Source organism: Actinosynnema sp. NPDC049800, from assembly GCF_040656635.1.
Lineage (GTDB): Bacteria > Actinomycetota > Actinomycetes > Mycobacteriales > Pseudonocardiaceae > Actinosynnema.
The window spans coordinates 1-22,143 of the sequence record NZ_JBFAMT010000049.1 but is presented as its reverse complement, the minus strand read 5'-3'; the positions used below and the strand labels follow the sequence as shown (position 1 = coordinate 22,143).

Below are 22,143 nucleotides of genomic sequence, written 5' to 3'. Positions count from 1 at the left end.
CCGACCGGAGGCCGCGAACCGCGTTCGTCGAGCCCGAACGTGGAGTGCCGGGGGCACTGGGCACACCGAGGGGCGACGGTTCGGACGTCCGCACGCACCGTGATCGCGCTCTGGCCGCGGTCGCGGGGGAGGAGCAGGCTTCGGACGCCGCAACGTCCTGGGGGGACATCGCACGCGTCGTTCGCGCCCTTCCACGTCCGCGGTACGCCAATCCCCTTTGTCGGAAGGAAACGGCAGTGCCGTCTTCATCGCTCCCACCACGCCGATCGCCACTCCGCCGGATCGCCGTCGCGGTGGTGGCCGCAGGCGCGCTCCTGGTGCCCGCAGTGCCCGTGTCGGCGGCGGCGGACGAGCCGGCCGCGGTCGCCCAGCCCACGCCCGACTCGCCGGTCAGCGGGAGAACCGTGCCCGCGCTGCGCGGCGACGCGGCCAGAGCCGCGGCCGGCGCGAAGCTCAGCGAGCAGGTCCTCGAGCGGGGCGCGGCGTTCCAGGCGGGCCACGACCGGCGGCGGGCGGGTGCCGACGCGGTGCCGCTCCCGCCGTGGAGCGGTGCCCTGCACTCCGTCTGGGGCGCGTTCCCGACCGTGGTCTCCGACGGCGCGCAGGCGACCCACACCATCAACCCCGGCATCAGCATCCCGTCGGGCAACCCCGACGTGGTGTACGCGCCGACGCTCGTGCCGAGCGGGAAGACCTGCATCGAGGTCACCACGTTCTACTGGCAGGGCGGCAACGGCGTCGGCGCGTGGGACTGGTGCGCGGCCTCGCCCGGCTTCGCCGCCGTGGCCTGGATCGACTCGACCTTCCTGAGCACCTACACCACGACGTTCCAGGGCCTGCCGGCCTACACCGTGCTGGACGTGCAGACCGACGCCGTGACCAACTCCTGGACGGCCTACCTGTACAACTACACCACCTCGACCTGGGACGCGTTGTTCACCAGCGCCGACCCGATCAAGCTCGTCGACCCGCACGGCGGCTGGAGCATGTTCGAGGTCTACACCGAGTACGACGCGACCACCGGAGAGGGCTACTACTGCTCGGAGACCTACGGCACCCAGTTCCACGCGGCCAACCTCCAGATCAAGGTCAACGGCACGTGGACGGCGCTGACGACGGGCAACTCGTCGGTGACGCCGCCGGGCAGCGTGTCCAGCACCGACTTCGGCTGCTACGGGCTGTCGTTCACGTTGCAGACGGCGAACAGCCACTGGCAGGTGTCGCACTGACCCGCCTCGGGCCGCACCGGCGGTGACCGCACCGGCCCGACCTCGGTGCGGGCGGTCCTGCGCCGCCCGCACCGAGGGCGATCGCCACCCACACGGGCGACCTCCCCGGGCGTTTGCCTCCCCGGGGCGCGCTCGGGTTCACACCGGTCGACGAGCGCGACACCGAGCAGCCGTTGCGGGAGCGGCTGATGCGCAGGCTGCGCGAGACGTACCGCCCCGAGTTCCTCCGGCACTGCGGATCGCGCGTCCGCTGTTCCCCCAGCCGGGCCTAGGAAGGCTTGCGCGCGCCCTTGCACGCCTCGATCCGGCCTTGGAGGAAACCGAGGCGGGGGTTGGAGAAGTAGTTCTGCCACGGCTCGCCGTCGGCGTGCGGGCCGAGGACGCGGAACTGGTCGAGCGCCTCGTCGTAGCGCTTGGTCACCAGCAGGGCGGCGATGGCGAGGCCCCGGTCGGAGCGCAGCGCCTTCGTGGCGGCCCCCTCACCGGCCAGGCGCGGCAGCAGGACGTCCAGCGCGTCGCGCACCATCGGCGACCGCCACACCTTCGGGTCGTCCCCGACGCCTTCGAGGGCGGCCATGAGCGGCAACGCGGCCAGCTTGGGCGACGTGTTCATCGCACGCACGGCGAAGTCGCACATCAGCTCGTGCGACCCGCTCCACTTGCGGCACCAGTACTGCAGGGCCTGCACGTGCCCGGACCGGTGGTGCGGCGCGCGTGCGACGAGCTCGTCCCACACCCGGCCGAACCGGTCGTGGTCGTAGGACAGGCCGCGGGCCGTCATCGCCAGCGACGTCCACGGCGTGGGGTCCTCCGGCAGGGCGTCGGCCGCCTGGTGCGCCGCGACCTGCGCCCGGGACAGCACGCGGTGGAACCCCTCGAACTGGGCCCGGCTGGTCTGCGCGGCGCGCGCCGTGCCACGCGCCTCCCACGCCAGGTACACCAACGACTGCGCGTACAGCACGGCGAGGTCGCCGTTGCCGGGGTCGACCTCGTGCCACTCCTGGAGGAAGCCGCCGTTGCGGACGGCGCACTCGGCCAGCGCCCGCACCACTTCCTCGCGGCGGTCCCAGTTGCCCCAAGTGGACGACAGCAGCCGGGCGGCGGGCTCCCACCGGCCCTCGTCCGCGGCGGCGGTCGCGGTGTCCAGCTCCGCGTCGGCCGGTCCCCGCGCGACCACCTCGGCGTCGGGCACCAGACCCCAGCGGGTGACGTCGACGCGCCCCGTGAGCCGGGCCGCGACGACCTCGTCGGGCAGGTCCTCGAACTCGACGCCGCGCCGCTTGGCCTCCCGCATGAGCGAGATGACGGCGAGGAGCTTCCCGGGCTGCTTCAGCAGGGACAGGACCACGTGGTGCTCTCCTGGGTCGAACCGGCCTCGGGCGGGCACGCCTTCGGCGGTGGGCGGTGCGCTCCGCGCGGCCGGGGCCGTTGGCGGCAGCTCTGGTCCGACGCGGTCCGTGACGCCCGTCGGTCTCTCCCGGACGGTGCCCACCGGAGGTGTCGAAGCGCGCCGAAAGGCGGCCCGCCGGACGCTACCGCCATGATCTACTCGCACAAGGACGGTGAGCTGAGAGGAAAGCCACACCCCTTGGTGTAACGCGGTGACGGCCTCCCGGCGGACCGGCTGAGCCGCCATCAGCCCCGCCCTCAGGCAGGCCGGACGGCTCAGAGGTCGAACGCGTTGGGCAGGCCGAGCCGGTAGTTCACCTCGTCCTGGGCCTTGAGGAGCTCGAACTCGGGCGCCCGGTACAGCTCGTGCACCACCGCCCGCGGAGCGCTCGACCCGGCTTCGTCCAACAGCGCGTTGACCGCCAGGCGGGCGGTGCTGTTCGCCGCTTCCATGCTCGCGCCGTTGATCGGCGCCCGGACGTAGTCGCCGGCCAGGAAGAGGTTGGGCACGGCGGTGCGCGCGGTGGGGCGTCGGCGCCAGGAACCGACCGGCTGCACGACGAGCTCGTCGGCGTTGACGGGGTTCGGCCCGCCCAGCCCGGTCAGACCCGGGTCCAGGAACCAGGTCACCAGGGACGACCGGTCGAGCACCGTCCGACCGGAGTCGTTGAGGTGCTGCTCGAGCTGGGCCAGCACCTCCTGGACGATCTGCTCCTCGGTGAGCTGCTTCGCGGGCCGGCCGAAGAGCACGCCCGGTTCGTCCCAGTCCGAGATGATGACGGACACGCAGTCCGCCGCGCGGCCGTCGCCGTAGTCGGCCGGGAAGTCTCGCGCCGGCCAGAACGCGGCCTGGCTGATCGAGCTCAACGACCACGGCGCGTGGATGTAGTACACGTGACCGCGCACGAGGGGAGTGGGCCGGTCGAAGTAGAGCATCAGGCCGGCCATCCACTGCGTCTCCAACGTCGCCGCGTCGCGCAGACGAGGATCGGCCGCCAGGAGGTCGGCGTTCCACACGCGTCGGGCGTGGTCGACGGGCAGCGCGCAGACGTAGTAGTCGGCCTCGACCGCTTGCGACCGCCCCTCCGGGTCGCGGGTGCGCACCGCCGAGATCCGCCCGTTGTCCACGACCAGGTCCTCGATCGCCCACCCCAGGCGGAACTCGACCCCGAGGTCGCGCAGGTGCCGTTCCCAGGGATCGACCCACGCCTCGTTCGTCGGCAGGTTCAGCACCCGGTCCAGCGGACCTTCGCCACCGCGGCCCAGGAGGTTGAACAGCACCTGCTCGGTGACGAGGCCGGCGGTGTGCGCGCTGGCGTTGTCCGTCCTGGTGGAGCTGAGCACGCGGGTCGGCCCGTAGACGAAGATCCGCTGGTAGTCCTCGGACTTGCCCCGCGCCCGCAGGAAGTCCGGCCAGGTCGTGTGCTCCCACTGGCCGAGCCGGCGTTGCTCGCAGCTGGTGAGGTAGACCAGCACGCGCTGGGCGAACACCGCGGCCTCGTGCGGCGGCAGGTGGAAGGCCGTCTCGACCGCGGCACGCACCTGGCGCAGCAGGATGTCCGGCGTCAACCACGCCAACGGGTCGTCGGGGAGCGTGAGCGGGATGCGCAGGTCCTCCCGGCCGCCGGCGAACGAGGCCAGGAACCCGGAGGCGGGGACCAGGTTGTCGTGCACGCCGTTGGCGTTGCCCGGGAACGGTATCCGCCGCAGCGTGTCCGGGAGGTCCTGGTAGAAGCCGAAGAAGATGCGGAAGCCGTGCTTACCCGGCAGGTCGCGCCGACCGCCGTGCCCCGTGCCCGGCACCGGCATGCTGCGGACCTTGCCGCCGAGGGCGCGCCGCTCGTAGAGCGTGACCGGGAACCCGCGCTCGGCCAGTTCGTGCGCCGCCGTGAGGCCGGCGACCCCACCGCCGAGGACGGCGACGGTGGCCACCGGGGAACCGCTGCCCGCCGCGGCGAGCCCCGGCAAGCCCAACCCCGCCAGACCGGCGCCCGCGCCCGCCAGGAAAGCACGACGACTCAGCCCGAACCCGTCCACGAATCCGCACCCCCTCGACCGAGGTCACCGGGCAGCACTCTAGTCCCGTCGACCAGCTCGCCCCGTGATCGTTCGATCGGTGGTCCGTTCCTGGAAACCCTTTCACCGCAACGGTTCCGTGCCCTCGAATCAGTCGGAACGTCACCTTGGTCGCCGGGGCCTAGACCGTACGAGGCCGCAGAGAATCACCTGTTCGGGTGTCCCGCTGCGGACGCACGGTCACCGCGGGCCCAGCTTCAGCACCGCCTGGTCGCCGCGCACCTCCCCGACCGTGAACGCCTGGTCGTTGAAGATGCCCACCCATCCCGGAGGACCCGCCAACAGGCCGGTCATCCCGCTCGACGGATCGGGCCGCACCCCGGCCCGACCGCCGCCGACCACCACCGTCAGCGGGCCGGTCGGGACGTGCAGCACGTCACCGGTCTTGACCACCACCTCGCAGCTGCCGTCCGCGCACGCGGCGAGGTCCGTGCCGTCGGCGGCGGTGGGCGGCGGGCCCGGAGCCTCGGTCGTGGTCGTGGTCGTGGTCGTGGTCGTGGTGGTGGTGGTTGGACGGGCAGTGGTGGACGAGATCGTCGTGGACGCGACCGACGACGGCGCAGCCGCGGTGGTGGTCGTTCCGGTCCCGCAGGCGGCTAGCAGGACCACCGGCAGCGCGACGAGTACCGGGCGGGCGGGGTGAGTGACCATGCGCCGAACGTAGCCGGCCGGCCGCTCCGGAGGTCGCCGGCCGGCAGCTACCGGCCAGGACGCCCGCCGGCTCGTAGGCTGACCCGAGGACGAGCGGACCGGAGGGTGGGATGGTCGGGACGACGGTGGCCGAGGTGGTGGCCGAGCTGTCCGCGCTCGAGGACCCGCGGGCACGCGCGGTGAACGAGAAGCACGGCGACGACCACGGCGTGAACCTGGGCGAGCTGCGCGCGATCGCCAAGCGGCTGAAGACGCAGCAGGAACTCGCGCGCGAGCTGTGGGAGACGGGCGACACGGCGGCGCGGCTGCTGGCGCTGCTGATCTGCCGCCCGAAGGCGTTCGAGCGCGACGAGCTGGACGCCATGTTGCGCGACGCGCGCACCCCCAAGGTGCACGACTGGCTCGTGAACTACGTGGTGAAGAAGCACCCGTCCGCCGAGGAGCTGCGCCTGGCCTGGTCCGCCGACCCGGACCCGGTGGTCGCGAGCGCGGGCTGGGCCCTGACCACCGAGCGCGTGGCCAAGAAGCCCGAGGGCCTCGACCTCGACGGGCTGCTCGACGTCATCGAGGCCGGGATGGCCGACGCGCCCGAACGGCTGCAGTGGGCGATGAACCACTGCCTGGCCCGGATCGGGATCGACCACCCCGACCACCGCGCCCGCGCGATCGCCATCGGCGAGCGGCTGGAGGTGCTCAAGGACTACCCGACCCCGCCGAACTGCACCTCGCCGTACGCGCCCGCCTGGATCGCCGAGATGGTGCGCCGACAGCACGACCGGTAGCCGACCACCCCCGGTCGGCGGTGCGAACCGCGGCCGGCGGGACTTCGTGCGCGGTGTTGACCGGCGCTCGCGCGGCTCGGCAGACTTGCGCGGTGATCGGCGGGGACTCGCCCAGGAGAGCGGATCTCCCTCATGGGCCCGCCGGATCCCCTGCCCTCGTCGTACGGGGCGGGACCTCGACAAGGAGAGCCTCTCGTGGGTAGCTCGTTACGCTGCACGGTCATCGTCCCGACCTACAACCGGCGGCGGTTGCTGGAACTGACGCTCGACTCGCTCGCCAAGCAGGACCTGTCCCGTGACCGGTTCGAGGTGTTCGTCGTCGACGACGGTTCCACCGACGACACGGCGGCCGCGGTGCGCGGGTTCGAGGACCGGTTGGACCTGCGGTACTTCTACCAGCCCGACGAGGGGTACCGGGTCGCCGAGGCCCGGAACCTCGGCATCCGGCACGCCACCGGCGAGGTCTGCGTCTTCGTCGACTCCGGGGTGCTGCTGCACTCCGGGAGCCTGAGCGCGCACGCGGCCCGTCACGAGGCGTCCGGGGAACCGTTGGCGCTGAACGGTTACGTGTACTGCTTCAACCTCGACAACGAGGACGCCGACCTGATCCGCAAGGTCGTGGACGTCGAGGACGTCGACGGCTCCATCGCGTCCATGGCGGGCACGGGGGCGTGGCCGGACGTGCGCGAGCCGTTCTACGCCCGGCACTCCGACGACTTCGGCCACCTGCCCGCGCCGTGGCTGATGTACTGGACCTGCCACGCGTCGGCGCGCACGGAGCAGGTGCGCTCGATCGGCATGTACGACGAGGAGCTCCGGCAGTGGGGCGGCGAGGACCTCGACCTCGCCTACCGGCTGCACCGCGACGGCGCCCGGTTCGCCGTGGACCGGGCGGCGAGCGCCATCCACTACCCGCACGAGAAGGACCAGGGCGCGAACACCAAGGCAGCCCTGGAGAACTACCGCTACATCGCGGAGAAGTACCGGACGCCGATCACCCGCCTGCTGGTCGAGGAACCCCGGATCCGCTTCTCGGACTTCAACGACGTCATCGCGGAACGCGGCCTGCCCCGTTGCGCCGACTACCCGACCGCCGGGTAGGTGGCCGGCATGTGGGACGTCGCGCGGGAGCAGTTCGCCGCACGACGGGACATCGCCCGCCTGCTCCCCCGCGCGGGCGGCCCGCTGGTCGCCGCGCTGGTCGGGGTGAACCTGCTGCTGGGCTGCCTCCCGGTGGTGTTCACCGTGGCGACGGCCGTGGTGCTCGGACGCGTGCCGGCGGCCGTGGCCGGCGGGCCGGACTCCGCCGCGTGGGACTCGCTGGTCGCGGTGTTCGGCGTCGCGGCGGGCGCGTTCGTCGCCCGGCAGCTGCTCTCGCCGGTGGAGCGCGCCCTGGGCGAGCTGGTGACGCGCCGGATCGACGGCGGGGTGTTCGACGAGCTGATGGCCGCGTCGCTGCGCAGCCCCGGCCTCGGCCCGCTCGAGGACCAAGAGGCGCTGGACGCGCTGCGCACCGCCGCGCGGGAGGTGGAGTTCGGCGTGCAGAGCCCCGGTCGGGCGGCCACCGGACTGCTCGCGCTGATCGCGCGCTACACCGAGCTCGTCGGCTGCGCGGTCGCGGTGGGGGCGGTGTTCTCGTGGCCGGCCGCGGCGGCGCTGGTCGTCACCGTGCTGCTGTTCCGCCACGGCCAGCGCGGCGGGCTGCGCCGGTACGCCAGGACCCGGTCCCTGCTCGCCGCCGACCAGCGGGAGATCGACTACCTGCGGGAGCTGGCCGGCGGCGCCGCCGCGGCCAAGGAGATCAGGGTCTTCGGCCTGGCCGGCTGGTTGCGGCAACGCCTGCGCGACACCCACTACCGCTTCCTCGAACCCCTCTGGGCCGAACGCCGCCGCATCTACCTGTGGCCGTTCGTCCGGTTCTCGGTCGCCGCCCTCGCGGTCACCGGCGTGGTCTTCGCGGTGGTCGGCGCGACGGCGCACGAGCTGACGCTCACCGGGTTCGTCCTCGTCGCGACCGCGACCCTCGGCCTGCTGCGGCTGGCCGAGCACTACCCGGAGGCGGACCTGCCGACCGCGATCGGCATGAGGGCCTACGACGCGGTGCGGCGGTTCGCCGAGCACGTCGACGCGCACGAGGAGGAGCCCGCGGCCGTGCGGCGGCCCGCGGTGCCCGAGCCGGTCGGCGCCATCCGGTTCGAGCGGGTCTGCTTCCGCTACCCCGGGCAGCGGCGCGCGATCTTCGACGGGCTGAACCTGACGATCCCGGTCGGCCGGTGCACGGCCATCGTCGGCGTGAACGGCGCCGGCAAGACCACCCTGGTCAAGCTGCTCGCCAGGCTCTACGAGCCGACCTCGGGCACGATCACGCTCGACGGCGTCGACCTCCGAGCCTTCCCGGTCGACGAGTGGCGCGCGCGGCTCAGCGTGATCTTCCAGGACTTCGTGCGGTACGAGTCGTCCGTCGCCGACAACGTCGGGCTGGGCGCGGTCGGCTCCCTGCACGACCGCGACGCGATCCGCGAAGTGCTCGACGCGGTCGGCCTCGGCAAAGCCGTGGACCGCCTGCCCCTCGGGCTGGACACGCCGCTGGCGCGGCACCTCACCGGCGGAACGGAGCTCTCCGGCGGCCAGTGGCAGCGCGTCGCGCTGGCGCGGGCGTTGTTCGCGCTGCGCCACGGCGCGCGGGTCGTCGTGCTCGACGAACCGACGGCGAGCCTGGACGTGCGCGCGGAGGCCGGCTTCTTCGAGGAGTTCGCCGGCCTGGCCGCCGGCGCGACCACCCTGCTGATCTCCCACCGGTTCTCCACCGTGCGGCACGCCGACCACATCGTCGTCCTGGAGGACGGCCGGGTCGCCGAGCAGGGCGGCCACGCGGAGCTGCTGGCCCTCGACGGGCGCTACGCGGAGCTGTTCCGGTTGCAGGCCGACCGGTTCGTCGGCGCGGCGGGCGCCGTGGTCGAGGGAGTGGCCGGGTGAAGGTCCTCCTGACCGGCGCGTGGACCATGATCGCCACGGCGTGGCGGCTGAACCCGCGCAAGACGGCGCTGGCGGTGGTCCTGATGACGGCCGGCGCCGTCGCCGCTCCGCTGCTGGCCGCCGCGCTCGGGTGGATGACCCGCGAGGTCGTCGCGGGCGAGGTCGGGTCCGCGGTGCTCGCGGGCGTGGCGGTGGCGGTGCTGGCGGTGACGGCGCTGGCCTTCGCGCACTTCGCCCACCTGGCCTACTACGAGCTGTCCGAGCTGGCGGAGCTGGACTTCGACGAGCGCGTGATCGAGGTGGCGAACGCCTCCGCCGGCATCGAGCACCACGAGCGGGCCGAGCACGCCGACACGTGGACCGTGCTGCGGCAGGAGGGCAGGCAGTTCCGGACCGGTCTCGAAGCGCTGCTCAACGGTGTCGGCCTCGTCCTCGCCGTGGTGCTCACCGCCGTCCTGCTCGCCGTGCAGAACCCGCTGCTGTTGCTGCTGCCCGCGGCCGCCGTGCCGCCCCTGCTCGCCGGTCGCCTGGCCGAGCGGGTGCTCGACCGCGCCCGGACGGCGACCGCGGAGCCGACCCGGACCGCGCTCAACCTGTTCCACCTGGCCACGTCCGCCCGCCTGGCCGGCGAGCTGAGGGTGTCCGGGGTGCGGGACGAGCTGCGTGCCCGGCACGGCCGGCTGTGGGAGCAGGCGACGCGAGGGCTGTGGCGCGCGCACCTGACCGCGACGTGGGCCCGCGCGGCGGGGCAGGTCGTCTTCGCGCTCGCATACGTCGCGGGCGTGCTGCTCGTGGTGCGCGACGCGATAGCCGGCCGGCGCGGCGTCGGCGACGTCGTGCTGGTGATCGTGCTCGCCGCCCAGGTCAACCAGCAGGTCGCCACGGCGGTCACCCTCCTGCAGGACTTGCAGAGGATGGCGGGGGCGTACCGCCGGCTCACGGAGGTCGCCGCGTCGGTGACCGCCGCCGACCCCGCTCCGCCCCGCCACTCCCCGCCGCCGCGGCGGCTGCACGACGGCATCGACCTCGCCGGGGTGGCCTTCGCCTACCCGGGCGCCGACGTCCCCGTGCTGCGCGACGTCGACCTCCACCTGCCCGCCGGCGCCACCGTCGCGATCGTCGGCGAGAACGGCGCGGGCAAGTCGACCCTGGTCAAGTTGCTCTGCGGGTTCTACCGGCCGACCGAGGGGCGGATCCTGGTCGACGGCGTCGACCTGCGCGCCGTGCCGGTCGACGAGTGGCGCACGCGGATCGCGGCCGGCTTCCAGGACTTCGTCCGCTACGAGTTCGCGGCCCAGCAGGTGGTCGGCCTCGGCGACCTGCCCCGGGTGTCGTCGGAACCGGCCGTCCGCGCGGCCCTGGAGCGCGCCGACGCCACCGGCGTGCTGGACGACCTGCCCGACGGCCTGCGCACCCGGCTGGGCAAGAGCTACGCCGACGGCGCCGAGCTGTCCGGCGGCCAGTGGCAGAAGCTGGCGCTGGGCCGGGCCATGATGCGGGAGGCCCCGCTGCTCCTCGTGCTGGACGAGCCGACGTCCGCGTTGGACCCGGAGGCCGAGCACGTCCTGTTCCAGCGGTACGCCGACCACGCGAGACGGGTCGCCGCCCGCACCGGCGGGATCACCGTCTTCGTGTCCCACCGCTTCTCCACGGTGCGCATGGCCGACCTGATCGTCGTCGTCGGCGGCGGCCGGGTGGTGGAGACCGGCGACCACGCCGCGCTCACCGCCCGGGGTGGCCTCTACGCGGAGCTGTTCGCGCTCCAAGCGAAGGCGTACAGCTGACGCGCCGGCTCAGTCCGGGGGTGGGCAGCAGGTCGCCAGGTACGCCTGGAGCTCGGCGAGCGCGGTGGCGATGCCGGCCGGGTTCGCGCGGTAGTGGACGGTCTTGCCGTCGCGGCGGGCGGTGAGCAGACCGCCTTGGCGCAGCAGGGAGAGCTGCTCGGAGGCGGTGGAGTGGGCGATGCCCGCCCGTGCGGCGACCTCGCCGACGGTGAGCTCGGTGTTGCCCGTGAACGCCAGCATGAGCTGCTGCCTGGTCTCGCTGGCCAGGGCTTTGAGGAAGAGGCGTGAGGTCTCGCCCAGATCGGCCACGGCTCCAGGATCGCAGACGTATCGTCATTTCGCGAATCTCCGATACTATCGGTGTATGTCGATGGATGAGTGGGTCGTGATCGGCGGTGGCCAGTCCGGGTTGGCGGCCGCGTGGGCGGTGAAGGCGGCGGGCTGTCGGCCGGTAATCCTGGAGGCGGGGGAGCGGCCGGTGGGGTCGTGGGCCGGCTACTACGACAGCCTGACGCTGTTCTCGCCGGTGCGGTTCAGCTCGTTGCCGGGGTTGGCGTTCGGCGGTGACCCGGAGCGGTACCCGCACCGGGACGAGGTGGTCGACTACCTCGCCCGGTACGCGGAGTGGCTCCAGGTCGACGTCCGCACGGGGTGCCGGGTGGCGAAGGTCGTGGCGGGTGACGGCGGGTTCGAGGTGCTGCTCGCGGACGGTCGGCGGCTCGGCGCGGCCCGGGTGCTCGCGGCGACCGGCGGCTTCGGCACGCCCCACCGGCCGGCGCTGCCGGGGTTGGACCGGTTCACCGGGCCGGTCGTGCACGCGGCGGAGTACCGCGATCCGGCGCCGTTCGAGGGCAAGCGGGTCGTGGTGGTCGGCGCGGGGAACTCCGCGGTGCAGATCGCGGTCGAGCTGGCGTCCTGCGCACGGGTCACGGTGGCGAGCCGGCAGCCGGTGAAGTTCGTGCCGCAGCGCCCACTCGGGCGCGACGTGCACTGGTGGTGGCGGGTGACGGGGGTGGACCGCGCGCCGATCGGGCGGTGGCTGCCTCCGCAGTTCTCCACGCCGGTGTTGGACGCCGGCGCCTACCGGGCCGCGATCGAGGCCGGGCGCCCGGACCGCAGGCCGGTGTTCACCGGTCTGGACGGCGGCACGGTCACGTGGGCCGACGGCCGCCGCGAGCCGGTGGACGCGATCGTGCTGGCCACCGGCTACCGGCCCGGCCTGGGATACCTGGAGGCGATGGGGGCGCTGGACCCCGACGGCCGACCACTGCACCGTGATGGACTGTCCACAAAGCACCGAGGACTGGGCTACGTGGGCCTGGAATGGCAGCGCACCTTGGCTTCGGCCACCTTGCGCGGCGTCGGCCCTGATGCCCGGCACGTCGTGCGGCGCCTGCGGGGCGGTCGACGTCACCGATCGTGATCACTCGAAAGTGCAAGCCCGTCACGCTCACGAGGGATCGACGCCCGCGGGCCCAGGGTGAAGGCTGTGCCCTTCACCGGCCACCAAAGGGAGCTGATCAAGGGCATGCTGATGACGACGCTCTCTGAGTACCGCGTGCGTCCTGGTCGGCTCAGGGAGTGGTCGCTGGATGATGCGCCCTTTCGGGAAGCGGCACGGTCGGTCGAGCGCGGCACACCCCTGTCCTACAACCAGGAATGGCACCTGAGGTTCGTCTCCTCGCTCGCCGAGCGCGGCGCCTGGGTCCCGCACTGGATGGGGTTCAGGTTCGAGCTGGCCGGGCCGCTGGACGTCGAGGCGTTCCGCGAGACGGTGCGCACGTGGGTGGAGCGGCACGAGACGTTGCGCAGCGGGTTCCACGTGGTGGGGGCCAAGGCGGAGCGCGTCACCGTCGACCCCGCCGCGGTGTCCGTCCAGGACGTGGTCGTCGGCGACTTCGCGAGCGACGACGACCTCCGCGCCTGCCTCCAGCAGCGCATCGACGACGCGACGGGCGCGTTCAGCTGGCCCAGCTACGTGGTGGAGACCGTGGAGCGCGCGGATTCCACCACGGTCGTCGTGGGGATGGACCACGCGCACACCGACGGGCTCTCCATCATGACCGCCGTCGGGGAGTGGCAGGACCTGTACGCCGCCGTGGCCGCCGGGCGCCCGGTCGAGCACCACGGGGTCGGCAGCTACGTGGACTACGGCGTGGCGGAGCGGGCCGCCGCCCGCGAGGTCGACGCCGACCACCCGGCCGTCCGGGAGTGGGCCCGGTTCATCGAGGCCGGTGGTGACCGGCTGCTGCGGTTCCCGCTCGACCTCGGTGTCGCGGACGGCGACGTGCTGCCGCACACGAAGCAGGACGTGCTGCTGCTGGACGCGCTGGAGGCCGACGCGGTCGAGGAGGCGTGCCGCGACGCGGGCGGCGGGTTCCTCGCCGGGCTGCTCTGCGCCCTCGCGGTCGTCGCCCACCAGGTCACGGGCGAGCCCGTCTACCGGACGGTGATGCCGGCGACCACCCGCACCAGGCGGGAGTGGCTGCGGTCGATGGGGTGGTACATCGGCGTGGGCCCGGTCGAGGTCGACCTCGGCGCGGCGGACGGCTTCCTCGACGTGGTGCCCGCCGCGCACGAGTCCGCGAGGACCGCGCTGCGCCTCAGTCGCGTGCCGATCGCGAGGATCGCGGAACTCCTCGGCCTCGAACGGGAATTCGAGCGCCGGATGCCCGAGGTGTTCCCGTTCGTCTCCTTCGCCGACATGCGGGTGGTGCCGGGCATCCGGCACTGGCCGGAGTGGGACGCCCGGCCCCTGATCCGGATGAGCACCAGCGGCAGCAAGGTGAACCTCTGGGCCCACCGCACCGACGAGGGGTTGTGGCTGACCGCCCGCTACCCGGCCACGGCGACGGCCGACGCGAGCGTCGCCGGCTACCTCGACCGGGTGCGCGAGGTGCTCCAGAGCGTGGCGAAGACCGGTGACTACCCGTTGAGGACAGAGGGAGAGACGGCATGAGTTCCGCCCAGGCGATCGTGGGGACCATCCTGGTGGGGCAGTTCAAGATCCGCCCGGAGGACATGACCCCCGAGGCGACCCTGGCCGACCTGGACATCGACTCGCTGACCGTGGTCGAGCTGATCGAGGCCGTCGGCGAGGAGGTGGGTGTCCGGATCAGCGAGCACGAGGTGAGCCAGTGGCACACGATCCCGGACCTGGTGGCCACGGTGGAGGCGAAGCTCGCGCAGCGGTCGGCGGAGGCAGGCCGGTAGCGATGCGGCAGGCCCGTCCGAAGTGGACGGACGGGTGGCCGGCCCAGTCGGCGTGCGGTCCCAGTACGTGACCCCGTCCCACGACGTGCGGCCCCGGGTGCTCGTCAGCCCCCGGACCGCCGTCACGGATGACCCACCGGCGTCGGGCGGGGTCGGTCAGGCTCCCGCCGAGGGCGCCTCGACGGCGCGGTGGCCGTGCGCCTCGGCCGACAGGTCCTGCCAGTCCTCCCACATCTTCAGCCGGGCCGCGTAGGCCTGCTGGATCAGCGGGTAGAAGCCCTGGCCGAAGAGCACCCGCAGGGGTGGCTGGTCGAGGTCGACGATCTTGAGCAACGCCTGGGCGGCGGCGGCCGGGTCGCCGGCGGGTTGCTTCGCCACGAGCCCGGCGAGCCGCCGGCGCAGGCCGTCGTAGACCGGGCTGGTCTCGGCCATGTGCCCGTTGTCCAAGGGGTCGGGGTTCTTGCCGTTCCTGGTGGCGAAGCCGCCGGGCTCGATCACGGTCACCTTGATGCCGAACTCGGCGACCTCCTGGGCGAGGGCCTCGTTGAAGCCCTCGACCGCCCACTTGGACATGTGGTACGCGCCGCCGAGCGGCATCGCGACGAGCCCGGCCGCCGAGGACAGCTGGACGATGTGCCCCGAGCCCTGCTCCCGCAGGTAGGGCAGCGCGGCCTGGACGACCCACACCGCGCCGAACAGGTTGGTCTCCAACTGGTCGCGCAGTTCCCGCTCGGTCAGCTCCTCGATCGCGCCGACCTGGGCGTAGCCCGCGTTGTTCACGATGACGTCGAGGCGGCCGAAGTGCTCGTTCGCCCGCTTCACGCCCTCGAAGACGGCGGCCTTGTCGGTCACGTCCATCTCCAGGGGGAGGACCGCGTCGCCGTAGGTGGCGACGAGGTCGTCGAGGGTCGCGGCGTTGCGGGCGGTCGCGACCACCTTGTCGCCGCGCGACAGGGCGGCCTCCGCGAAGTTGCGGCCCAGGCCGCGCGACGAACCGGTGACGAACCAGATCTTGCTCACGATGTCGTTCCGTTCTGTTGCCTTGTGCTGACGCGCACAAGGCACCGGTGACCCCGTTCCTGTGACAGCGCGGCGGCGTGACGTGCGCCACAGGGCGCCGGCGGGCGGAGTGGCGCGAACGGAAACCGGCCGGCCCGGCGGGATCCGCGAGCGACGGGCCGGTTGGGGCAGCCTCCGGCCGTGCTGGGGGAGAGCAGCGGCCGGAGGCTGGTTCGAGGGTCGGCGCGGCGGTCGCCTCTCGGCGAGTGGCTCGACGCGGCTCCAGCCGAACGGTGTTCCGCGAAGGCGATGAGTGAGGCCCGGGGGACACGGACCGCACCGACCAGTCCGTACAACGCGCGGGGCGCGGTCGGCTGTTCCCGATCCGGAGTGTCCTCCGCCTCACCCGTTCGAGTGGCCAGGCCGCGGTCGGTCCCGGGCGTCGCGGTCGGCGGTCCTGGCGTGGCGGCCGGTGGTCGGTCCCGGGCGCGGCGGGCGGTGGTCCCGGGCGTGGCGGACGGTGGTTCCGCGTCGGTTCGGCTGGCCTTGCGGGGGTGGGCGGGCGATGCTGGACGCGATGGCGGTGCAGCGGGATCCGACCGGTTCTGCGCTGGCCGACCTCGTCGCCCGGCAGCGTGACGAGATCGACCGGCTGAGGTCCGCTGCGCGCAGGCAGGCCGTGGTCGAGCAGGCCAAGGGCGTCCTGGCCGAACGGCTGTCGTGCCGTCCCGACGAGGCGTTCGAGGACATGGTGCGGCTGGCGCAGGCGACGGGCAGCGAAGTGGCCGCCATCGCGGCCGGCGTGCTCGGCGTGCCGCCGCCACCGCCCGCGCCCGGTCTGCCGCCGCCGGCCGGGGACGGCCTGTACGACGCCGCGCGCTACCCGCGGCAGATCGAGATCCCGGAACCCTCGCCGGCGCCGTTGGGCGAACGCACGCCGCAGCCGGTCGCGCTCGCCGCGATCGGCACCGCGGCCGACCCGGAGGAGCTGGCCGAGCTCGTCCGCGAGCACGTCGGCTGCGACGGCGTGCTGGTCTACCTGCTCGAACCCGACGGCGGGCCGCGGCTGGAGGCCGCCGCGAACGTGCCGGCCACCGTGCGGCTGGAGTGGGAACGGGTGCCGTTGCGCCTGAGCACGGGCGTCCTCGCGTCGGTGCGCAGCGGCCTGCCGCAGTGGCTGCCCGACCTGGAGGACGCCCGCCGGCGGCACACCCTGATCGGCGACCCGGAGACGGTGTGGCGGTCGCGGGCGTGGCTGCCGTTCCGGGACCAGACCCGCATCGTCGGCGTGTTCGGGCTGCTGTGGACCGACGAGCACGACTTCACGTCCGAGGAGCAGTGGGAGCTGGAAGTCATGATCGGCGCCGCCGGTTCCACGCTCCTGGCGCTCCAGGGTCCCGACGGCGCGGCGCGGGGCCGCCGCTGGACGCTGTGGGTCCAGCACCTGCTCGACGTGCTGCCGGGCTCGGTGGCGCTGCTCGGCGCGGTGCACGACGAGAACGGCGAGGTGGTCGACTTCCGGTTCGAGGCCGCCAGCCCGGACGCGGTCGACTTCTCCGGCCGCCGGTACCGGCAGCTCGTCGGGCGCAGCATCCTCACCAGCTACCCGACGGTCGCGGGCACCGAGCTGTGGGCGGCGTACTTCCGGGTGCTGCGCACCGGGGTCAGGGAGGTGGTCAGCATCTTCGACTACGAGGAGAACACGCCCGGCCTGCCGCAGCACGGCCGGTACACGTTGACCATCGGCAAGTTCGGCGACGGCCTGATCCTGGCCTGGCACGAGCACGAGGACCCGTTGCAGCTGGAGCGGCTGCGCAGCGTGCAGCGCCTGGGCAACATCGGCTGGGGCGAGTGGAACCTGGTGACCAACGAGATCGACTGGTCCGACCAGCTCTACGTCATCTTCGACCGCGACCCGGCGCTCGGCCCGATGTCGCTGGACGAGATCCGGGCGTCCGTGGTCGCCGAGGACCTGCCGATCCTGCAGAACGCCGTGCGGCGGATGCTGGAGCGCGGCGAGGGCGCCGACTCGGAGCTGCGCCTGCGCGCCGGCGACCAGATCCGGTGCGGGCGGTTCATCGGCGAGCCGGTGCTGGACGTCCAGGGCAGGCCGGTCCGGTTGGACGTGGTGCTGCAGGACGTGACCGCGATGCGGCGGGCGGAGAAGCGGGTGTTCGACCTCAGCGAGCAGTTCGCGCAGGAGCACCAGGTGGCGAACCACCTGCGCTCGGCCGTGCTGCCGTTGCCGAGCCGGCCGCTGGAGCTGCCGGGGATGCGGGTGGTCGTGCGCTACCTGGCGGCCGAGCAGTGGGCCGAGGTCGGCGGCGACTGGTACCACGCGTTCCCGATCGACGACGGCAGCACGCTGCTCGCGATCGGCGACGTGGCCGGCCACGGCCTGGCGACCGCGGCGGCGATGGCGAAGCTGCGGTACGCGTTGACCGGGGCCGCGCTCACCAACCCGGACCCGGCCGGCGTCCTGGACGTGCTCAACCGGATGCTGACCGGCGGCGGTGGCGTGACGCTGGCGTCGGCGGTCGTGGGCCGGTTCGAGCCGACCACGCGCCGGCTGTCGTGGGCGCAGGCGGGCCACCCCGCGCCGCTGTTGCTGCGGGAGGACGACGTGCAGCGGCTCGACCGGCCCATGGGCCCGATCCTGGGCGCGGTGCGGGGAGCGGTGTACGCGACGGCGCGGACGCTCCTGGCGCCCGGCGACACGGTGCTGATGTTCACCGACGGCCTGATCGAGCGTCGGCCGTCCGCCGGCGCCCGCGGTGACGACCTGGAGCGCCTGATGGAGGAGATCCGGGGGTTCGTGGCGGAGCTGGACCCGGCGGAGATGCCCGAGGCGCTGACCTCGCGCCTGGTGCCCGCCACCCCGCTGGACGACACGTGCATCGTGGCGGCCACGATCACCGCCTGACCCGGGCCGCGGCCGGTTGCCGGCGGCCCGACCGGGTACACGTCCTGGTGAGCACGGGGACCGACGACGAGGAGTGGTCCGAGTGAGCACCACGACGATGCTGGAGACCTACCCGGCGGAGATCAACCTCGACCGGCGCAGGCTGGCGAGGACGATCGACGCGCTGATCGAGTGCGCGGAGGCGTGCACGGCGTGCGCCGACGCCTGCCTGAGCGAGAGCTCGGTGGCGGAGCTGACGAAGTGCGTGCGCACGAACCTGGACTGCGCGGACATCTGCGGCACGACCGCGCGCGTGCTGTCCCGGCACACCGGCTACGACGCGAACATCAGCCGGTCGCTGCTGGAGGCGTGCGTGATGGCTTGCAAGTCGTGCGGCGACGAGTGCGGCGCGCACGCGAACGTGCACGAGCACTGCCGCCTGTGCGCCGAGGCGTGCCGGGCGTGCGAACGGGCGTGCCGCGAGCTGCTCGCCACCATGGGCTGAGCCGACCACGACCGCATCGGGAGAGGGCACGTCCGGCCCGACGTTTCCGGGGGTCGAGCGGGGGTACCGCCCGAGGACGAGGAACGCACGGAGGTGGCGATGACCGCGTACACCACTCGCGAACGGCTGCGGGACTGCCTGAAGGAGATCGACTTCCCGGCGACCAAGGACGAGCTGGTCCTGGCGGCGCGGGAGCGGGGCGACGAGATCACGGCGCGCGCGCTGCGCGCGATCCCGCCGGCGGACTACGCCAACCTGACCGAGGTGGTGGGCTCCGTCCGGTTCGAGGACGACGCCACGCCGGCGGACCCGAGCGTGGCGCGGCGGCCGAAGGGGTGATCCCGCCGTGGTCGAGCGCGGCGGGCTGGCCAAGGCGATCGAGCGGCGCGGCTGCCTGGACACCGCCACTGCGGCGGCGACGTTGACTGCGGTGATCGCCACGCCGGAGCGGGACCGGCCGGCCGCCGCGCTGCCCGCGGCGGTGGAGGAAGCGGCGCTCGTGCCCGGCCGCCGGACGCGCATCGAGCTGGTCGAGGCCTCGCCGAGGCCCGCTGTGCCCTCGACCCGCGCGGTTCAGGGGGCCGGTGGCATCGCCGGTGCGGTGCCGACGTGCCGGTGGAACCACCGCGCGGTCAGCCTGGTCACCTGGTCCAGCGCACCGGGCTCCTCGGCCGGGTGATCCGCGCCCGGCACGACCTCCAGCCGCCCGGTGGAGCGCAACCGCCGCACGGCCTCCCGGTTGAGCGCCGCACCGTCCTCGTCCTGCTCGCCGACGATCAGCAGGGTCGGCGCCAGGACCCGGGTCAGCGCGTCCCCGGCCAGGTCCACCCGCCCGTCCCGGCAGACCACGGCGCGCACGGCGACCGGTCGTTCCGCCGCGGCGAGGAGCGCGACCGCCGCCCCGCCGCCCGCACCGAACAACCCGATCGGGTGGCCGCTGGTCGCCGGCTGGTCGGCGAGCCAGTCCACGACCGCGGCCAGGCGGCCGGCGAGCACGGGCACGTCCGCGGGCCGGTCACCGGCCGGGCGCAGGTCGACCAGCACGGTGGCCAGGTGCTCCCGCTGGAGCGTGCGGGCCACGTGCAGGTCGCCTCGGGGGTGCGGACCGCCGTCGTGCGCGAACACCACCACGCCGCTGCGGCGGGTCGGCATCGAGAGCCGGGCGTCCAGGCGGACCCCGTCCAGCGGGATCGGCACGTCCTCGTCGATGAACACGACTTCCTCCACCCCTTGGCGGCCGGTGCGCGGTCGATCCCTGGTTTGCCACCGGCGACCGGTCGAAACCGGTCGCGGCCGACGTGGTCGGTCGGGCGATGACGTCCCGAGGACGTGCGGCACTCCACCGCGTTCGCGCCCCGACCGGGCCGGTTCGAGCGGTGCCGGGACTGGTCGAGCACCGACCTGGGGCCGTGGGCCGGCGGCTGCGCGATGTGCCGGCGCAGGTTCCGAGCCGACCAAGGCGTTTGGGCTGAACGGCGGCTGGGCGGGGGTCGGCGGGCCTGCCTATAGTCCGGGCGAGATGTTCTGGGAGCGCTCCCAGAACGCGTCCGACGGAAGAGGGATTCTCGATGAGGAGAGTTCTCGCCGGTGTGCTCGCGACCTCGGTCCTGGCCGGCCTGGTCACGTTGGCGGCGCACGCGAGCCCCCGAGCAGCCGCCGACGAACCCGTGGTCGTCGTCTCCAGCACGTTCGACGACGGCACGGCGCAAGGTTGGACGGGCCGGGCGAGCGAGGTGGTCGCGCCGAGCACCGCGGTGGCCCACGGCGGCACGCACAGCCTCGCGGTCACCGGACGTGCCCAGAGCTGGCAGGGTCCGACGCTGAACCTGCTGGAGAAGGTGCAGAAGGGCATCCGCTACGACCTCTCGGTCTGGGTGCGCCTGGCCGCGGGTGAGGCGGCGACGCAGGCCCGCCTGTCCGTCGAACGGCGCACCGCCGGCACCCCGAGCTACGACCAGGTCGTGGGCGACACCGCGGTCACCGCGGACGGCTGGGTCAACCTGCGCGGCAGCTACACCTTGGCCGCCGACGTCGACTTCCTCGGCACGTACGTCGAGCTGGGCAGCGCCACGGCGTCCCTGCACATCGACGACTTCTCCCTCTCCTACACGCCGCTGCCGCCGATCCAGACCGACATCCCGTCGGTGAAGGACGTGCTGGCCGACCACTTCGCCGTGGGCGCCGCCGTGGGGAACGCGGAGCTGCTCAACAACCACGGGCAGCTGCTCGCCAAGCACTTCGACTCGATCACGCCCGGCAACACGTTGAAGTGGGACGCCACCGAGCCCACCGAGGGCACCTTCCGCTTCGCCGACGCGGAGGCCCTCGTCGCCTGGGCGAAGGCCAACGGCGCGGCCGTGCGCGGCCACACGCTGGTGTGGCACCAGCAGACCCCGGCGTGGGTGTTCAAGGACGCGGCGGGCAACGACATGACCGCCACCCCGGAGAACAAGGCGCTGCTGCTGTCCCGGCTGGAGGCCCACATCCGCGGCGTCGTCGGCCACTTCGGCGCGGACATCCCGGTGTGGGACGTGGTCAACGAGGTCATCGACGAGAACCAGGCCGACGGCCTGCGCCGCAGCAAGTGGTTCGAGATCACCGGGTTGGACTACCTGCGCACGGCGTTCCGGGTGGCCCGCGAGGTCGCGCCGAACGCCCGGCTGGTGATCAACGACTACAACACCAACGTCCCGTCGAAGCGCGACAAGCTGCACGACCTGATCGTGAAGCTGCGCGCGGAGGGCGTGCCGATCGACGCGGTGGGCCACCAGATGCACGTCAACGTGCAGTGGCCGTCGTTGGCGGAGACCGAGGCGATGCTGGCCAAGTTCGTGCCGCTCGGCATCGACCAGCAGATCACCGAGATGGACGTCTCGATCTACACCGACAACAGCCAGTCCTACCCCACGCCGCCCGCCGAGGTGCTGCTCACGCAGGCCTACCGGTACCGGGACTTCTTCGAGCTCTACAAGAAGTACTCGCAGCACATCAGCTCGGTGACGGTGTGGGGCCTGGCGGACGACAACACGTGGCTGGACAGCTTCCCGGTGACCCGCAAGGACCACCCGTTGCTGTTCGACACGCGGTTGCAGGCCAAGGACGCGTACTGGGGCGTGGTGGACCCGAGCAAGATCGGCGGACCCACCAGCACGACCACGACCACGACCACCACCACCACCACAACAACGACCACTACCACCACTACGGTGCCGCCGGCGACGTGCGCGGTCGCTTACACGATCGGTAGCCAGTGGCAGGGCGGTTTCCAGGGCGAGGTCCGGATCACCAACCGGGGCGCCACCGCGATCACCGCGTGGACGCTGGAGTGGTCCTTCCCCGACGGTCAGCGGATCACGCAGCTGTGGGGCGGCGCCCACACCCAGACCGGCGCGGCGGTGAGCGTGCGCCACGCCGGGTGGAACAGCATGATCGCGCCGGGCGGCTCGGTGTCGTTCGGGTTCCTCGGCAGCTGGACCGGCGCCAACGGGAAGCCGACCGCGTTCACGCTGAACGGGGCGCCCTGCCAGAGCTGAGGCGTCAGTCCTCCATAAGCTCTTGATCGTCCGGGACACGATGTTCCGGACGCCCGGGTTGGTGGGGTGTGGCAATCAGTCCTCTGCCGTTGGATGGCTCTCGA

The 22,143-nt window shown here is 73.1% G+C and carries 18 protein-coding genes; 12 read left to right on the top strand and 6 right to left on the bottom strand.

Annotated features, from left to right (window positions below; genetic code table 11):
• The first annotated feature begins 296 nt into the window (after positions 1-296).
• Entirely contained in the window at positions 297-1,229 is a 933-nt protein-coding gene (locus AB0I91_RS35110; RefSeq protein ID WP_499640787.1) for a carbohydrate-binding protein, read from the top strand.
• 268 nt (positions 1,230-1,497) lie between these two features.
• On the opposite strand, the gene AB0I91_RS35105 is transcribed toward AB0I91_RS35110, so the two are convergent.
• From AB0I91_RS35105 to AB0I91_RS35095, 3 genes are all read right to left on the bottom strand, one after another.
• On the bottom strand, positions 1,498-2,577 hold the full coding sequence (locus tag AB0I91_RS35105; protein ID WP_499640786.1) for a DUF4034 domain-containing protein: 1,080 nt from the start codon (positions 2,575-2,577) through the stop codon (positions 1,498-1,500).
• A gap of 317 nt (positions 2,578-2,894) precedes the next feature.
• A complete protein-coding gene (locus AB0I91_RS35100) occupies positions 2,895-4,655 on the bottom strand; it encodes a hydroxysqualene dehydroxylase (RefSeq protein ID WP_499640784.1) in 1,761 nt (586 codons plus the stop codon).
• A gap of 219 nt (positions 4,656-4,874) precedes the next feature.
• Positions 4,875-5,345: a hypothetical protein gene (locus AB0I91_RS35095; RefSeq protein WP_499640781.1), complete on the bottom strand. Its 471-nt coding sequence runs from the start codon at positions 5,343-5,345 to the stop codon at positions 4,875-4,877.
• 110 nt (positions 5,346-5,455) lie between these two features.
• Between AB0I91_RS35095 and AB0I91_RS35090 the strand changes: the two genes are divergently transcribed.
• The 4 genes from AB0I91_RS35090 to AB0I91_RS35075 all read left to right on the top strand — a co-directional run bounded on the left by AB0I91_RS35090 (position 5,456) and on the right by AB0I91_RS35075 (position 10,887).
• Positions 5,456-6,127: a DNA alkylation repair protein gene (locus AB0I91_RS35090; protein ID WP_499640779.1), complete on the top strand. Its 672-nt coding sequence runs from the start codon at positions 5,456-5,458 to the stop codon at positions 6,125-6,127.
• Positions 6,128-6,322: 195 nt separating this feature from the next.
• Entirely contained in the window at positions 6,323-7,228 is a 906-nt protein-coding gene (locus AB0I91_RS35085; protein WP_498779586.1) for a glycosyltransferase, read from the top strand.
• 9 nt (positions 7,229-7,237) lie between these two features.
• Positions 7,238-9,103: an ABC transporter ATP-binding protein gene (locus AB0I91_RS35080; RefSeq protein WP_499640777.1), complete on the top strand. Its 1,866-nt coding sequence runs from the start codon at positions 7,238-7,240 to the stop codon at positions 9,101-9,103.
• Positions 9,100-10,887, top strand: a complete 1,788-nt coding sequence (locus AB0I91_RS35075) for an ATP-binding cassette domain-containing protein (protein WP_499612393.1) — start codon at positions 9,100-9,102, stop codon at positions 10,885-10,887. Before AB0I91_RS35080 ends, AB0I91_RS35075 begins: the two co-directional genes overlap by 4 nt.
• Before the next feature lie 9 nt (positions 10,888-10,896).
• Here AB0I91_RS35075 and AB0I91_RS35070 read toward each other — a convergent pair whose 3' ends face one another.
• Positions 10,897-11,196 (bottom strand): ArsR/SmtB family transcription factor, encoded by a 300-nt coding sequence (locus tag AB0I91_RS35070; RefSeq protein ID WP_499640776.1) that lies wholly within the window; start codon positions 11,194-11,196, stop codon positions 10,897-10,899.
• 61 nt (positions 11,197-11,257) lie between these two features.
• Between AB0I91_RS35070 and AB0I91_RS35065 the strand changes: the two genes are divergently transcribed.
• From AB0I91_RS35065 to AB0I91_RS35055, 3 genes are all read left to right on the top strand, one after another.
• Positions 11,258-12,310, top strand: a complete 1,053-nt coding sequence (locus tag AB0I91_RS35065; RefSeq protein ID WP_499640821.1) for a flavin-containing monooxygenase — start codon at positions 11,258-11,260, stop codon at positions 12,308-12,310.
• A 66-nt stretch (positions 12,311-12,376) separates the two neighbouring features.
• Positions 12,377-13,846, top strand: a complete 1,470-nt coding sequence (locus tag AB0I91_RS35060; protein WP_499640774.1) for a condensation domain-containing protein — start codon at positions 12,377-12,379, stop codon at positions 13,844-13,846.
• Complete coding sequence (locus AB0I91_RS35055) at positions 13,843-14,100, top strand: acyl carrier protein (RefSeq protein ID WP_498779579.1); 258 nt, start codon at positions 13,843-13,845, stop codon at positions 14,098-14,100. Before AB0I91_RS35060 ends, AB0I91_RS35055 begins: the two co-directional genes overlap by 4 nt.
• Positions 14,101-14,256: 156 nt before the next feature.
• On the opposite strand, the gene AB0I91_RS35050 is transcribed toward AB0I91_RS35055, so the two are convergent.
• Positions 14,257-15,120, bottom strand: a complete 864-nt coding sequence (locus AB0I91_RS35050; RefSeq protein ID WP_498779578.1) for an SDR family NAD(P)-dependent oxidoreductase — start codon at positions 15,118-15,120, stop codon at positions 14,257-14,259.
• A 544-nt stretch (positions 15,121-15,664) separates the two neighbouring features.
• Here AB0I91_RS35050 and AB0I91_RS35045 point away from each other — a divergent pair.
• The 3 genes from AB0I91_RS35045 to AB0I91_RS35035 all read left to right on the top strand — a co-directional run bounded on the left by AB0I91_RS35045 (position 15,665) and on the right by AB0I91_RS35035 (position 18,845).
• On the top strand, positions 15,665-18,022 hold the full coding sequence (locus tag AB0I91_RS35045) for a SpoIIE family protein phosphatase (RefSeq protein WP_499612398.1): 2,358 nt from the start codon (positions 15,665-15,667) through the stop codon (positions 18,020-18,022).
• Between the two features lie 82 nt (positions 18,023-18,104).
• The gene (locus AB0I91_RS35040) at positions 18,105-18,506 is read left to right on the top strand and encodes a four-helix bundle copper-binding protein (RefSeq protein WP_498779575.1); all 402 of its coding nucleotides are present in this window, start codon (positions 18,105-18,107) and stop codon (positions 18,504-18,506) included.
• A 99-nt stretch (positions 18,507-18,605) separates the two neighbouring features.
• Complete coding sequence (locus tag AB0I91_RS35035) at positions 18,606-18,845, top strand: DUF2795 domain-containing protein (protein WP_498779574.1); 240 nt, start codon at positions 18,606-18,608, stop codon at positions 18,843-18,845.
• A 234-nt stretch (positions 18,846-19,079) separates the two neighbouring features.
• On the opposite strand, the gene AB0I91_RS35030 is transcribed toward AB0I91_RS35035, so the two are convergent.
• Positions 19,080-19,721 (bottom strand): dienelactone hydrolase family protein, encoded by a 642-nt coding sequence (locus AB0I91_RS35030; RefSeq protein ID WP_499640772.1) that lies wholly within the window; start codon positions 19,719-19,721, stop codon positions 19,080-19,082.
• A gap of 353 nt (positions 19,722-20,074) precedes the next feature.
• On the opposite strand from AB0I91_RS35030, the gene AB0I91_RS35025 reads away from it, so the two are divergent.
• Entirely contained in the window at positions 20,075-22,039 is a 1,965-nt protein-coding gene (locus AB0I91_RS35025) for an endo-1,4-beta-xylanase (RefSeq protein ID WP_499640770.1), read from the top strand.
• Positions 22,040-22,143: the final 104 nt, after the last annotated feature.

What these genes read in the sequence shown, in the direction of transcription:
- AB0I91_RS35095 (WP_499640781.1), bottom strand. Translation starts at nt 5,345, where the DNA reads ATGGTCACTCACCCCGCCCGCCCGGTACTCGTCGCGCTGCCGGTGGTC.
- AB0I91_RS35090 (WP_499640779.1), top strand. Translation starts at nt 5,456, where the DNA reads ATGGTCGGGACGACGGTGGCCGAGGTGGTGGCCGAGCTGTCCGCGCTC.
- AB0I91_RS35080 (WP_499640777.1), top strand. Translation starts at nt 7,238, where the DNA reads ATGTGGGACGTCGCGCGGGAGCAGTTCGCCGCACGACGGGACATCGCC.
- AB0I91_RS35065 (WP_499640821.1), top strand. Translation starts at nt 11,258, where the DNA reads ATGGATGAGTGGGTCGTGATCGGCGGTGGCCAGTCCGGGTTGGCGGCC.
- AB0I91_RS35055 (WP_498779579.1), top strand. Translation starts at nt 13,843, where the DNA reads ATGAGTTCCGCCCAGGCGATCGTGGGGACCATCCTGGTGGGGCAGTTC.
- AB0I91_RS35045 (WP_499612398.1), top strand. Translation starts at nt 15,665, where the DNA reads ATGCTGGACGCGATGGCGGTGCAGCGGGATCCGACCGGTTCTGCGCTG.
- AB0I91_RS35035 (WP_498779574.1), top strand. Translation starts at nt 18,606, where the DNA reads ATGACCGCGTACACCACTCGCGAACGGCTGCGGGACTGCCTGAAGGAG.
- AB0I91_RS35025 (WP_499640770.1), top strand. Translation starts at nt 20,075, where the DNA reads ATGAGGAGAGTTCTCGCCGGTGTGCTCGCGACCTCGGTCCTGGCCGGC.